This window comes from Streptomyces sp. NPDC015139 (assembly GCF_043079785.1).
GTDB classification, from domain to species: Bacteria; Actinomycetota; Actinomycetes; order Streptomycetales; family Streptomycetaceae; genus Streptomyces; species Streptomyces albidocamelliae.
The window spans coordinates 334,383-347,244 of the sequence record NZ_JBIBUW010000001.1 but is presented as its reverse complement, the minus strand read 5'-3'; the positions used below and the strand labels follow the sequence as shown (position 1 = coordinate 347,244).

The window sequence follows — 12,862 nt, the reverse complement described above, 5'->3', positions numbered from 1 at the left end:
TCACCCCGGTGATGCGTGACATGGCACAGGATGCGACGGCCGCCGACCTGCCCGCGCTCCCCCGGCTCGGCGGTCGGCGGAGCAGCTTTCGCGAGCGGGTGGCCGACGCGCTGCGCGCCGCGCTGGTCGCGGGCGAGCTGCGGCCCGGCGAGGTCTACTCGGCGCCGTCGCTCGCCGCCCGCTTCGGCGTCTCCGCGACGCCGGTGCGGGAGGCGATGCTGGACCTGGCCAAGGAGGGCCTGGTCGACACCGTGCCCAACAAGGGCTTCCGGGTCACCGCCGTCTCCGACAGGCAGCTCGACGAGTACACGCACATCCGCGCGCTGATCGAGATCCCCACCGTGGTCGAGCTCGCCCGCACGGCGGACCGCGTCTCCCTGGAGGCCCTGCGGCCCGCGGCCCGGGAGATCGTCGCCGCCGCCGTGGCGGGCGACCTGATCGCCTACGTCGAGGCGGACACCCGCTTCCACCTCGGTCTGCTGGCGCTCGCGGGCAACGCCCACCTCGTGGAGGTCGTCGCCGACCTGCGCAAACGATCACGTCTGTACGGGCTCACCGCCCTGGTGGAGGCGGGCCGGCTGCTGGCCTCGGCCGAGGAGCACCTGGAACTCCTCGACGCGCTGCTGGAGCACGACGGGGAGGCCGTGCGCGAGGTCATGACCCGACATCTGGGACATGTCCGCGGCCTCTGGGCGTCGGCCGACTGATCCCCGGCGCGGCCCTTTCCGTCTGCCGGACATCTCACGGCGCCGAGGCCGCCGTACGACGCTATTTGCGCGATCCGGCGGCCCCGACGGGACAAGGAACGGCGATTTTGCGCCAGATCGGGGCATCCCCGACCATGGGCCGGTCCCGGCGATCCCGGGAACGTCAGTTCCATGAGAGGCGCACCACCCATGCACAGCACCGGAACCGTCTCGGCTCCGGCCTCGACGGAGACCCCCGCGGTCCCCGCCGGGGACCCGCACGGCGACACCGGCCGCCACGCCCGCCGGTTCGGCCTGCCCGTCGCCACCGCTCTGGTGATGGGCAACATCATCGGCGGCGGCATCTTCCTGCTCCCCGCCTCCATCGCCCCCTACGGCACGGTCAGCCTGGTCGCCTTCGGCGTCCTCACCGTCGGCGCCGTCGCGCTGGCCCTGGTGTTCGGCCGGCTCGCCGCGCGCGACCCCCGCACCGGCGGCCCGTACGTGTACGCCCGTGAGGCCTTCGGCGACTTCGCCGGCTTCCTCGCCGCGTGGTCGTACTGGATCACCACCTGGGTGTCCAACGCCGCCCTCGCCGTCGCCGCCGTCGGCTACCTCGACGTGCTGATCCCGGTGGGCGGCCACGCCTGGACCGCGTGCCTGGCCGCCCTCGCGCTGCAGTGGCTGCCCGCACTCGCCAACTTCGCCGGCACCCGCTACGTCGGCGCCGTGCAACTGGCGTCCACGGTGCTGAAGTTCGTGCCGCTGCTGCTCGTCGCCGTGGGTGGGCTGTTCTTCTTCGACCCCTCCCGGCTCGGGCCGTTCAACTCCAGCGGGCACGGCGCGATCGGCGCGGTGTCCGCCTCGGCGGCCCTGCTGCTCTTCTCCTACCTCGGTGTGGAGTCGGCCGCCGTCAGCGCGGGCGAGGTCGAGAACGCCCGCCGGAACGTGGGGCGCGCCACCGTCATCGGCACCGCGGGTGCCGCGCTGGTCTACCTGCTGGGCACGCTCTCCGTCTTCGGCACGGTCGCGCACGACCGTCTGGTGAACTCCACGGCGCCGTTCTCGGACGCCGTGAACACGATGGTCGGCGGCACCTGGGGCGGTACGGCGGTCGCGCTGGCCGCGCTGGTCTCCATGACCGGCTGCCTGAACGGCTGGACGCTGCTGAGCGCCCAGACCCCCTACGCCGCCGCCAAGGACGGTCTGTTCCCGGCCGCCTTCGCGCGGCGCCGGCGCGGCGTGCCGACGGTGGGCGTCGGTGTCACGGTCGTCCTGTCCTCCCTGCTCACCGCGTACAACTACCTGTCGGGCTCGGGGAAGGTCTTCGAGGTCCTGGTGCTCGTCACCACGTTCACGGCGACCGTGCCGTACCTGCTGGCGACGGCCGCGCAGCTGTTCCACCTCGTGTCCGGCGACCGCCCGGTCGACCGGGGCCGGCTGCTGCGGGACTCCGCGATCACCGCGGTGGCCGCGGTCTTCTCCATCTGGCTGATGGCGGGCGCCGGTTACGCGGCGGTCTACCAGGGCGCGCTGTTCCTGTTCGCCGGCATCCTCGTCCACGCGGTGATGGCGGCCCGCCGCCGTCGCCACGAGACGGCGACGGCCGTCACGGCCGGGGAATGACGGAAGGCCGTCTCCTCGTCCATGAGGAAACGGCCTTCGACCCGCGATGAAGCTGGTCGGGACGACAGGATTTGAACCTGCGACCCCTTGACCCCCAGTCAAGTGCGCTACCAAGCTGCGCCACGTCCCGCCGCGGTCCCACACGGTGTGTCCCGTGTGATCACGCAGGTCAACCCTACCGCACCTGGGCCGGTGCGCGTGTCGACTCGGCAGGGGCGGTGTGCACGGTGCGGCCGGGGCGGCGGACCGGGACGAGGAGGGCGGCGCCGGCCGCGGCCAGCAGCAGGACGGACAGCAGGGCCCAGGCGTGGGTGTAGCCGGACTCGTACGGCAGGCCGGAGGGCTGGAGCCGGCCGGTCACCAGGACGCTGGTGAGCGCGGCGCCGATGGAGCCGCCGATGGTGCGGATGTTGGCGTTCATGCCGGTCGCGGCGCCGGTCTGCTCCGGCGGGACGCTGCCCACCACCAGGTTGGCCATCGAGGCGAAGGCCAGCCCGATACCGAGCCCGAACAGGCCCGCCACGACGGCGATCTGCCACTGCTCGTCGTGCCGGAGGGTGAGCAGGCCGCAGGCCACCGCGCCGAGCGCGGCACCCGCGGTGAGCAGGGCCTTCGCGCCCACGCGGGGCTCCAGGCGGCCGGAGAGGACACCGGAGAGGAACATCGCGACGAGCATCGGCAGCATGAGCAGTCCGGACTTGGTGACGCTCGCGCCGAAGCCGTAGCCTGCCGCGGAGGGCGTCTGGACGAAGCCGGGCAGGAAGGACCAGATCGCGTACATGCCCGCGCCGAAGAGCAGGGCGGCCGTGTTGGTGGTCCACACGGCGGGCAGCCGCATCACGCGCAGGTCGATCAGCGGACTGCGGGAGCGGGCCTCGGCCGTGAGCCACAGGGCGAACAGGACGACGGCGGCGGCGAACAGGCCGAGCACCTCGGGCGAGCCCCAGCCCCACCGCGTGGCCTGGCTCAGCGGCAGCAGCAGGGCCACCAGCCAGCCGGAGAGCAGTCCGGCACCGGCCCAACTGACCTTCCCCTCGGCCCGCTTGGGGGACTCGGGGACGTAGCGCGCGGCGATCAGGACGGTCGCGGCCACGATCGCGACGGGTATCCAGAACAGCCACCGGTAGTCGAGCGCGGAGACGATCGGGCCGGCGGCCACGATGCCGACGCCACCGCCCGCGGCGATCACCGCGGAGAGGTTGCTGATGCTGCCGGGGACCGCGGCGGCGGCGAACTCGTCCCGGATGATGCCGAAGGAGAGCGGGAACAGGGCGCCGCCGACGCCCTGGACGATACGGGCGACGATGAGGACGCCGATGTTCGGGGCCAGCGCGGCGACGAGACAGCCCGCGAGGACCGTCACCAGGACCGCGACGAGGGTGCGCTTCTTGCCGGCGAGGTCGCCGACCCGGCCGAGGATCGGGGTGAAGACCGAGGCGGACAGCAGGTAGGCCGTCATCACCCAGGTGGCGGTGGACTGTGAGGTGTGCAGGGCGTGCTGGACGGTCGGCAGGGCCGGCGCGATCAGCGACTGGAGCATGGAGAACACGCCGGCACCGGTCGCGAGGACCGCGAAGGTGAGGCGGGTGGACGTGCGGGGCATGAAGGAGCCTCTCCGGAATGCGTGACGCGGAGGGTGCGAAGGTCTGACGGCGGGCCGCGCGGGCCCGTACGGAAGGGGTGCGGCGGGCAGGCGCCGGGACGCGTCCGTCCACGGCGGAGCCACCTCCGCACTGCTAAAGTGGAGGTACCCCTCCACTGTAACGGAGGTATTCCTCCGGTTCAAGATACGGAGGCCAACCTCCGTTTCGAGCCCACCCCCGGGAGGCAGAAGTGACGGCCACGCCGTTCCCCGTCGGCGAGATCGTGGCGACCCGCCGGCCGCACCGCAAGGACGCGGCACGCAACTACGACGCCCTGCTCGCCGCCGCCCGCGAGGCGTTCGCCGAGCACGGCTCGGACGCCTCGCTGGAGGACGTCGCCCGCCGCGCGGGCGTCGGCATCGGCACCCTGTACCGGAACTTCCCCACCCGCCGGGACCTCTTCGAGAGCGTCTACGCGGACGAGGTGAACACCCTGTGCCGGGCCGCTGTCGAACTCGCCGGCGGTGCCCCCTGGGAGGCGCTGACCGCCTGGCTGGACCGGTTCGCCGGCTACATGGTCACCAAGCGGGCGGTGCGCGAGGCCCTGAACAACGAGTCGGACATCTTCACGGCCTGCCGCGACTCCATGTACGCCGCCGGCGGCCCGCTGCTGGAGCGTGCGCAGCGGGCGGGCGTGGCGCGGACGGACATGGACTTCGGCGATCTGCTCCGGATGGTCGCCGGGATCATGGCGACGGCGTTCGACGACGACGCCCAGCGCGACCGGGTCCTCGCCATCGCCCTGGACGGGGTGCGCACCGGCCGCTGAGCCGGGCGGCCCGGATCCGCTCACGCCGGGCGTGCCCGTCGGTGGCCTACTTGATCAGCGCGTTGGCCACCACCACGATCAGCCCGAGCAGCGCGTCCCCGAGGCCGACGAGTACCGCGCCGGGCCAGCTGCGCGCCGCCCAGCGCGCCGTGACCAGGCCGAGCACGAAAAGGATGAGGATGTTGAGGACGAACGCCGCGTACTCGACGCCGTTGGCGGGCCACCACTTCCACCACGCGCCCGCGAGCAGCAGGACCGTCGGCAGCACGGCCGCCACGAGCGGCCACTCCTCGCGCAGGGCGCGCAGGACGTCCCAGCGGCGGTGAGGGCCCCGCTCGGCGATGTAGTGGGCGTATCCGTGGGCGAGGGCGGAGGCGCAGGCGGTCACCAGGACCCAGGCGGCGTCGTAGCCGCGGACCTCGGCGGAGGTGTGCCCGTACTGGGTGAGCGCCGCGACCATCGAGCTGGCGAGGACGGCGCCGTACACCCCGCCGAACAGGACGATCTCGCGCGTGCCGTGGTGCCGGGGCGGTGCCGTGCCGGGCGCCGTGCTGTCGGACATGCTCCCCACGATCACCCGCTCCCCGCCCGGCTGCCAGTCCGGGCGCCCGACGAAGTGTCCTCCGACCAGGCCCGATGCCGCACACACTGTCCACGGCGGCGGGGTGCGGCCGCTCGCTAGGGTCGGCCCATGACGCACAGCTTCGCGCTCCACATCCCCGACGCCGATCTCGAACCCGACCCCCTCGACCCGGAGCAGATCGTCTCCGGGACCCCGGAGGTGACCGGCAAGGTGGTCTGGGAGTCCCCGGACGGCAGGCAGATCCGCGGGATCTGGCAGATCACCCCCGGCGTGGTCACGGACACCGAGGCGGACGAGCTGTTCGTGGTGATCAGCGGGTCGGCGACGATCGAGGTCGAGGGCGGCCCCACGCTGACGGTGGGCCCGGGCGACATGGCGGTGCTGCGCGCGGGCGACCGTACGACGTGGACCGTGCACGAGACCCTGCGCAAGGCGTACGCGATCAATCTGTGAGGCCGCCGGCCGGCTCCCCGGTCGTGCCCCGGACCTCCAGCGTCGGTACGGCGAGGTGCACGCGCCCCTCGCCGTCCGGCCGCTCGAAGCGGTCCAGCAGGCAGCGTGCGGCACGCCGGCCCATCTCGTGCGGGGCGGTGTCCACGGTGGTCAGCCAGAGGTGGCGCAGCCGGGAGATGCCGGTGTTGTCGTAGCCGGTCACCGACAGGTCGCGCGGCACCCGCAGGCCCAGTTCCGCGGCCGCCGAGAGCGCGCCGATCGCGGCCATGTCGTTGACGCAGAAGAGCGCCGTCGGCCGGTCGGCGCGGCCGAGCAGCCGGACGGTCCCCCGGTACCCGCCCTCCTCGGTGAGGTCGCCGGGCTCGACGAAGGGCGCGGCGCCGTGGGCCCGCATCGCCGCCTCGAAGCCCCGCCTGCGCAGCGCGCCGACGGCGCCGTGGCCCGCGAGGTGCGCGATCCTGCGGTGGCCGAGGCCGAGCAGATGCTCGGTGGCGAGCCGGGCACCCCGTTCGTCGTCCCCGGCCACGACGTCCACGCCGGGCGCCCGGTGCTCATGGGCGCCCGCCACGACGACGGGCACGCGCCGCGCCAGGCTGCCGAGCGCGCCCGCGTCCGGGACCGTGCCGACCACCACCAGCCCGTCGACGCCGAGGTCCAGGAAGGGCTCGGCGAGGTCGTGACCCAGCCGCCGGTTCAGGCGGGCGTCGGCGAGGAGCATGTGCAGCCCGGCGGTGTGCAGCAGCGAGTTCAGACCGTCCAGGAGGTCCACGAACCAGGGGTTGCGCAGGTCGTCCAGGAGGACGCCGACCGTGCGGGTGCGCTGCTCGCTCAGGCTGCGGGCGGCGGCGTTGGGCCGGTAGCCCAGCTCGTCCACGGCCCGCAGGACGGCGTCCCGCTTCTCGGCGCGTACCGGGCCGGAGCCGCGCAGCACCAGGGAGACCAGCGACTTCGACACTCCCGCGCGCTCGGCCACGTCGCGGATCGTCGGAGGTCTCATGGATGGACCGTTCCATGGACCGTTCCGGCTGTCAAAGGCCGCCGGGCGGCTCACCGGGGACGCGAGAGACCTGCTTGACAGCCGATCCATGTCCGGACATGGTGACCGGGACAGGAGATGGACCGGTCCAACGAGGGGCTGTCATGGTGGATGCGCTCGGTGTCGCCGTCGTCGGGTTCGGCTGGATGGGCCGGGTGCACACCCAGGCCTACGCCCGGCTCCCGCACCACTACCCGCGGCTTCCGCTGCGCCCGCGGCTGGTCGCGGTCGCCGAGGAGGTACCGGGGCGGGCCGAGGAGGCCGCCGAGCGGTTCGGGTTCGCCTCCGCCACCCGCGACTGGCGCGAGGTGGCCGCCGACCCGCGCGTCCGGGCGGTCAGCATCACCGCGCCGAACTTCCTGCACCGGGAGATCGGCGTGGCGATGGCCGAGGCCGGAAAGCACATCTGGATCGAGAAACCGGTGGGGCTGACCGCCGAGGACGCCCGCGCCGTCGCGGACGCGGTCGCGAAGGCGGGCGTCCAGGGCGCGGTCGGCTTCAACTACCGCAACGCGCCCGCCGTGGAAGCAGCCCGCGACCTGATCGCCACCGGCGGGATCGGCACGGTCACCCACGTGCGCATCCGGCTGTTCAGCGATTACGCGGCCCACCCGGACGGCGCCCTGACCTGGCGGTACGAGCGGGCGCGCGGGGGCAGCGGAGTGCTCGGCGACCTGGCCTCGCACGGCGCCGACCTGGCCCGCTTCCTGCTCGGCGACATCGCCTCCCTCACCGCCGACACCGCGGTCTTCGTCCCCGAGCGGGCGCGGCCGGCCGGTGCCACCGCCGGTCACGCCCTCGCCCCCGGCGGCGAGCGTGGCCCGGTCGAGAACGAGGACTACGTGGGCTGCCTGCTGCGTTTCGCCTCCGGCGCCCGAGGGGTGCTGGAGGCCTGCCGGGTCTCGGTCGGCGAGCAGAACACCTACGGCTTCGAGGTGCACGGCACCCGGGGCGCGGTGTTCTGGGACTTCCGCCGGATGAACGAGCTCCGCACCAGCCTCGGCACTACCTACCAGGACCAGCCGGTCAGCACGGAGTACGTCGGACCGGGCGCCGGCGAGTTCGCCGCGTTCCAGCCGGGCGCGGCCAACGCGATGGGCTACGACGACCTGAAGGTCATCGAGGCGTACCGCTTCGTCCGGTCGGTCGCCGAGGGCACGCCGTACGGTGCCACCCTGGCCGACGCGGTGCACAGTGCGGCCGTGCTGGACGCGATGGCGCGGTCCGTTCAGAGCGGGTCCTGGGTGGACGTCGAGGCGAGCTGAGCGAGCCGCCGGACACCGGTGGCGAGTGCGTCGGCCACCGGCTGCGGGGGCGTGTCGGCCGGTCCGGTGGTCCGGGCCGTGAGCGGCAGTTCCACCTGGACCCCGCCCAGGCGGGTGAGGTTGACCGGGTTCCTGGGATGCAGCCCGCGCAGCGCGGCCGGGATCGCCGCCAGGTCCGCGACCGCCCGGAACCGGGGTGCGAGGACGAGCAGTTCCTCGGCGAGCAGGCGTGCGGCCTCGCGGTTGCCGCCGCCCAGGAAGAGGGTCCGCGGTGCGTGGGACCGCATGTGGCCGTGGAGCGAGACCGTGAGGGCGACCCGGCCCAGGAACTCGCGCAGCAGCGCGCAGTGGTCGACCGCCATGCGCGGGGACGGGATGTGCCGGGGCCGCGGCACTCCCGGCTGGGTGAAGACCAGGCTGGTGGCTCCGCAGCGCCGGGCCACCAGGTCCGCCAGCTCGGCCGTGCCCCCCTCGTTGCTGCCGTGCAGCGCGAGCAGCCCGATCGTGCCGCCCGGCACGAGGGTCGCGACCAGCGGTACGCCCTCGATCTCCACGTGTTCGGTCCAGCTCACCCGATCCCCTTCAGTCGTCCCGTCGCGCGGGCATGTTGTACGGCGTGACGACCTGGATGGCGGTCGGCAGCGCCGGACCGGCCGGGGGCAGCGCGCCGTGCGCGCGCATGACGTGCCGGCAGGCCTCGCGCATGTCCTGGCGCAGGTCGTGGTGGAGGACGGCGGACAGCCGGTGCTCGCGCAGCAGACGGGTGTTGTCGTGGTCGAGGTCGTGGGCGACGAACACCGCGCAGTCGCGGCCGAGATCCGCGAAGGCCCGCAGGGTGGCGTCGTTGCCCCCGCCGATGGAGTACACGGCCCGGATCTGAGCGTCGCGTTCCAGGGCGGCGCGTACGAGGTCGTACTGCGTGGCGTCCAGGCCCTGGCCCTCGGCGATCTCGACCAGGGTCCGCTCCGGGTGCCGGGCCCTCATCACGCTGCGGAAGCCCATCTCCCGCTCCTCCTCGTTGCGGAAGAAGCCGCTGCTGAGGCTGGTGAGGACGTGGCCGGGCCGGTCACCGAGCCACTGGCCCATCAGATAGGCGGCGGTCGCGCCGGCCGCGCGGTCGTCGATGCCGACGTAGGCCAGCCGGCCGCTCGTGGGCAGGTCGGTGACGAGGGTGACGACGGGGATGCCGGCGGCGGTGAGCCGGCCGACGGCCGCGGTGACCTCGGGGACGTCCGGCGCCTTGAGGATCACGCCCTGCGAGCCGCGCCGGGCGATCCGGTCCAGCGTCCCGGCCTGCTCGGCGGCCGGGCCGGTCTCGCGGAAGTGGAAACGGGAGCGCAGTACCGCCGGGTGCAGGGAGGGCAGTTCGGCCTCCAGGGCGGCGCGTACGGCGGTGGTGAACCGCTCCGGTGCCTGCACCACGATGTCGACCATGAAGGTACGGCCGGCCAGCCGGACCTGGGTGCGCTGGCGGTCGAGGTCGGCGATCGCCCGGCGCACCTCCTGCGCGGTGCTCTCGCGCACCCCTCCCCGGCCGTTCAGCACCCGGTCCACCGTGGCCTCGCTCAGGCCCGCCTGCCGCGCGATCTCCCGGATGGGGAACGGGTGTCCCATGGACCGGCTCCTTGAGGGGTTTTTGACGGGTGTCTGCTGGTTGTTCGAGGGGTTTGTACTGACAAGAATGACAGGACCGCGCCGATCCCAGGCCCGAAAGCAGGACGCCGATGTCCCTCAGCTCCGCCCCCGGCCGCGCCCGGCTGTCCGAACAGGACTGCGATCTCGACGCCTTCCGCGCGCTCGTCGGCCGTACGACGCGTCTCGCTGACCATCCGCACGCCTCCTCGGTGACGGAGAACGTCCTCGTCTACGAGGGCGAGCGGCTGCGTACGGCCGGCGACCGGGACGCGCTGCGGGCCGAGCTGGTGCGGGCGCTCGCCGACGGTCCCGGGATCGTCGTCGTCCGGGGTGCCTTCCCCGACCCCGCCGTCGTCGACCGGCTCACGGCGGTCTTCGATGCGCTGATCGCCGGGCAGCGGGCCTCCGGCACGACGGCCGGTGACCACTTCGCGCGGCCGGGCGCCAACGACCGCGTGTGGAACGCGCTGGAGAAGACGGCCCTGTACGACCCGGAGGCGTTCGCCGCGTACTACGCGAACGAGGTGCTGGCCCTCGTCTCGACGGCCTGGCTCGGCCCCGGCTATCAGGTCACCTCGCAGGTCAACGTGGTCAACCCGGGCGGCGCCGGCCAGACCGCGCACCGGGACTACCACCTCGGCTTCCTGAGCAACGCGGCGGCGGCCGCCTACCCCGCCCATGTGCACCGCCTCTCCCCGGTGCTCACGCTCCAGGGCGCGGTCGCCCACTGCGACATGCCGGTGGAGTCGGGGCCGACGCGGTACCTGCCGTACTCGCAGACGTACGAGCCGGGCTATCTGGCCTGGCGGCTGCCCGCGTTCCAGGAGTACTTCGAGGCGCACCAGGTGCAGCTCCCGCTCGCCAAGGGTGACGCGGCCTTCTTCAACCCGGCGCTCTTCCACGCCGCCGGGACCAACCGGACGGCGGACGTGCGGCGCACGGCCAACCTCCTCCAGATCTCCTCCGCCTTCGGACGCGCGATGGAGACGGTGGACCGGGAGGCGGTGGCCGGTGCGGTGTTCCCGGTACTGCTGCGGCACCGGTCCCGGGGCGCGGCGCGGGAGTGGCTCGACAACGTCGTCGCGGCGAGCGCCGAGGGCTACCCCTTCCCCACCGACCTCGACAGCGATCCGCCGGTCGACGGGCCGGCCCCGCCGTCGCAGGCGGACCTGCTGCGGCGCGCGGTGCGCGAGGAGTGGACGCCGGAACGGCTGCGCGAGGCACTGCGGGCCGGTGCCGAACGTCGGAAGGGCCGAGGAGAGCCATGGCTCTGAACGAACTCCTCCGGGACAAGGTCGTCCTGGTCAACGGCGGCAGCCAGGGGGTGGGTGCCGCGATCGCGCGGGCCGCCGTCCGGGAGGGGGCCGTGGTGGCGGTGGGCGCGCGCCGGCCCGGACCGGGCGAGGCCCTGGTGGCCGAGTTGACGGCCGCCGGCGGCGAGGCGCGGTACGTGCGGGCCGATCTCGCGGACGCCGGGCAGGCGAAGGCGTCGGTGGCCGAGGTGGTGGCCGCGTACGGCCGGATCGACTGCCTGGTGAACTCGGCGGGGCTGACCTCCCGGGGGACGCTGCTGGACACCACACCGGAGCTGTTCGACGAGCACATCGCGGTCAACCTCCGGGGACCGTTCTTCGCGATGCAGGCCGCGGTCGCCGACATGCTGGCCCGCGAGGCGCCCGGCACGATCGTCAACGTGATCACCTCCTCGGCGCACGGCGGGCAGCCGTTCCTGGCGCCGTACGTGGCCGCCAAGGCGGGCCTGATGGGCCTGACCCGGAACGCCGCGCACGCACACCGCTGGGACCGGATCCGGGTCAACGGCCTGAACATCGGCTGGACGGCGACGGAAGGCGAGGACGCCACCCAGCGCGCCTTCCACGGCGCGGGCGACGACTGGCGGGACCGGGCCGCGGAGCGGCTGCCGATGGGCAGGCTCGGCCGTCCGGACGAGATCGCGGACTTCGTGGTCCTGCTGCTGTCCGACCGGTCGGGCGTGGTCACCGGCTCGGTGATCGACTGGGACCAGAACGTACTGGGCGGGCTGGACTGAGACGTGCCGGCCCGCCCGTCGTCGCGGGGCGGGCCCGACGGACGAACGGGGCCGGACCGGGCCCCGGCGGCGAACCTCACCCACCAAGAAGGAAGCAGCGAAGCAATGCGTATCGGAATCCTCGGCCTGGGCCGCATCGGCGCCTTCCACGCCGAGACCCTCTCGGAACTGGACGCCGTCGAGGCGCTCGTCGTCGCCGATCCGTTCGCGGACGCCGCCAAGGCCGCCGCCGAGCGGTTCGGGGCCGAGGTGGCGGACTCGCCGGAGGCACTCCTGGCGGCCGGTGTCGACGGCCTCGTCGTGGCGGCCGCCACGGACGCCCATCCCGCGCTGATCCGCGCCGGCGTCGAGGCGGGCGTGCCGGTCTTCTGCGAGAAACCGGTGGCCCGGACCATGGCCGAGGGCGTCGGGGTGCTGGCGGCCGTGCGCGACAGCGGCGTCCCGATCCAGATCGGCTACAACCGCCGCTTCGACGCGGGCTTCGCCGCCGCGCGGGCCGCCGTGCGGGCGGGCGAGCTGGGCACGCTGCACACCGTCCGGTCCACCACCCTGGACCCGGCTCCGCCGCCGGCCGCGTACGTCGCCGCGTCCGGCGGGATCTTCCGGGACTGCTCCGTGCACGACTTCGACATCATCCGCTGGGTGACGGGGCGTGAGGTCACCGAGGTGTACGCGGTCGGCGGCAACCGCGGCGCCGACTACATCGCGGCGGCCGGCGACGCGGACACCGTCGGCGCGGTCCTCACCCTGGACGACGGCACCCTCGCGGTGGTCTCCAACTCCCGTCACAACGGCCGGGGTTACGACGTGCGGATGGAGCTCCACGGCTTCCGGGACTCGATCGCCGTGGGCCTGGACGATCAGCTGCCGCTCCGCTCCGTCGAGCCCGGCGTGAGCTTCCCGGCCGGCACCCCGCACGACTTCTTCATGGACCGGTTCACCGACGCCTACCGCGCCGAACTGACCGCGTTCACCGAGGTCGTGGCCGGGACCCGGCCCTCGCCCTGCACGATCGAGGACGCCCTGGAGGCGGGCTGGATCGCCGAGGCCTGCACCCTGTCGCTGCGCGAGCACCGGCCGGTGAGCCTCGCGGAGGTGCGGAAGGGATGAGACCGC

13 protein-coding genes and 1 tRNA gene are annotated in these 12,862 nt (G+C 73.7%); 8 read left to right on the top strand and 6 right to left on the bottom strand.

All coding sequences use genetic code 11. The features are described from left to right. Positions 1 to 11 precede the first annotated feature (11 nt). Positions 12 to 707 carry a GntR family transcriptional regulator gene (locus ACF08B_RS01605; RefSeq protein ID WP_392315517.1) on the top strand — a complete coding sequence of 232 codons (696 nt, stop codon included), beginning with the start codon at positions 12 to 14 and terminating at the stop codon, positions 705 to 707. 189 nt (positions 708 to 896) lie between these two features. Next, the gene (locus ACF08B_RS01600; protein WP_392315516.1) at positions 897 to 2,312 is read left to right on the top strand and encodes an amino acid permease; all 1,416 of its coding nucleotides are present in this window, start codon (positions 897 to 899) and stop codon (positions 2,310 to 2,312) included. A gap of 53 nt (positions 2,313 to 2,365) precedes the next feature. On the opposite strand, the gene ACF08B_RS01595 is transcribed toward ACF08B_RS01600, so the two are convergent. Beyond that, positions 2,366 to 2,442 (bottom strand) — tRNA-Pro (locus tag ACF08B_RS01595). A gap of 45 nt (positions 2,443 to 2,487) precedes the next feature. After that, entirely contained in the window at positions 2,488 to 3,915 is a 1,428-nt protein-coding gene (locus ACF08B_RS01590) for an MFS transporter (protein ID WP_392315515.1), read from the bottom strand. Positions 3,916 to 4,145: 230 nt separating this feature from the next. Between ACF08B_RS01590 and ACF08B_RS01585 the strand changes: the two genes are divergently transcribed. Further along, on the top strand, positions 4,146 to 4,724 hold the full coding sequence (locus ACF08B_RS01585; RefSeq protein WP_392315514.1) for a TetR/AcrR family transcriptional regulator: 579 nt from the start codon (positions 4,146 to 4,148) through the stop codon (positions 4,722 to 4,724). A gap of 46 nt (positions 4,725 to 4,770) precedes the next feature. On the opposite strand, the gene ACF08B_RS01580 is transcribed toward ACF08B_RS01585, so the two are convergent. Next, the gene (locus ACF08B_RS01580) at positions 4,771 to 5,286 is read right to left on the bottom strand and encodes a hypothetical protein (protein ID WP_392315513.1); all 516 of its coding nucleotides are present in this window, start codon (positions 5,284 to 5,286) and stop codon (positions 4,771 to 4,773) included. Positions 5,287 to 5,415: 129 nt separating this feature from the next. Between ACF08B_RS01580 and ACF08B_RS01575 the strand changes: the two genes are divergently transcribed. Next, positions 5,416 to 5,760, top strand: a complete 345-nt coding sequence (locus ACF08B_RS01575; protein WP_392315512.1) for a cupin domain-containing protein — start codon at positions 5,416 to 5,418, stop codon at positions 5,758 to 5,760. Here the strand turns inward: ACF08B_RS01575 and ACF08B_RS01570 are convergent. Then, a complete protein-coding gene (locus ACF08B_RS01570; RefSeq protein WP_392315511.1) occupies positions 5,750 to 6,757 on the bottom strand; it encodes a LacI family DNA-binding transcriptional regulator in 1,008 nt (335 codons plus the stop codon). The genes ACF08B_RS01575 and ACF08B_RS01570 overlap by 11 nt on opposite strands. Before the next feature lie 143 nt (positions 6,758 to 6,900). Here ACF08B_RS01570 and ACF08B_RS01565 point away from each other — a divergent pair, with 143 nt between their 5' ends. Then, complete coding sequence (locus tag ACF08B_RS01565) at positions 6,901 to 8,061, top strand: Gfo/Idh/MocA family protein (RefSeq protein ID WP_392315510.1); 1,161 nt, start codon at positions 6,901 to 6,903, stop codon at positions 8,059 to 8,061. Here ACF08B_RS01565 and ACF08B_RS01560 read toward each other — a convergent pair. Together ACF08B_RS01560 and ACF08B_RS01555 are read right to left on the bottom strand one after the other, a co-directional pair. Next, on the bottom strand, positions 8,025 to 8,633 hold the full coding sequence (locus ACF08B_RS01560; protein WP_392315509.1) for a poly-gamma-glutamate hydrolase family protein: 609 nt from the start codon (positions 8,631 to 8,633) through the stop codon (positions 8,025 to 8,027). The genes ACF08B_RS01565 and ACF08B_RS01560 overlap by 37 nt on opposite strands. A 10-nt stretch (positions 8,634 to 8,643) precedes the next feature. Next, entirely contained in the window at positions 8,644 to 9,675 is a 1,032-nt protein-coding gene (locus tag ACF08B_RS01555) for a LacI family DNA-binding transcriptional regulator (protein ID WP_392315508.1), read from the bottom strand. A 110-nt stretch (positions 9,676 to 9,785) separates the two neighbouring features. Between ACF08B_RS01555 and ACF08B_RS01550 the strand changes: the two genes are divergently transcribed. From ACF08B_RS01550 to ACF08B_RS01540, 3 genes are all read left to right on the top strand, one after another. Continuing rightward, entirely contained in the window at positions 9,786 to 10,970 is a 1,185-nt protein-coding gene (locus tag ACF08B_RS01550) for a phytanoyl-CoA dioxygenase family protein (protein WP_392315507.1), read from the top strand. Next, positions 10,961 to 11,746, top strand: coding sequence for an SDR family oxidoreductase (locus tag ACF08B_RS01545; RefSeq protein ID WP_392315506.1), 786 nt, complete (start codon positions 10,961 to 10,963; stop codon positions 11,744 to 11,746). The genes ACF08B_RS01550 and ACF08B_RS01545 overlap by 10 nt, the downstream gene beginning before the upstream one ends. 105 nt (positions 11,747 to 11,851) lie before the next feature. Further along, a complete protein-coding gene (locus ACF08B_RS01540) occupies positions 11,852 to 12,856 on the top strand; it encodes a Gfo/Idh/MocA family oxidoreductase (protein ID WP_392315505.1) in 1,005 nt (334 codons plus the stop codon). Positions 12,857 to 12,862 lie beyond the last annotated feature (6 nt).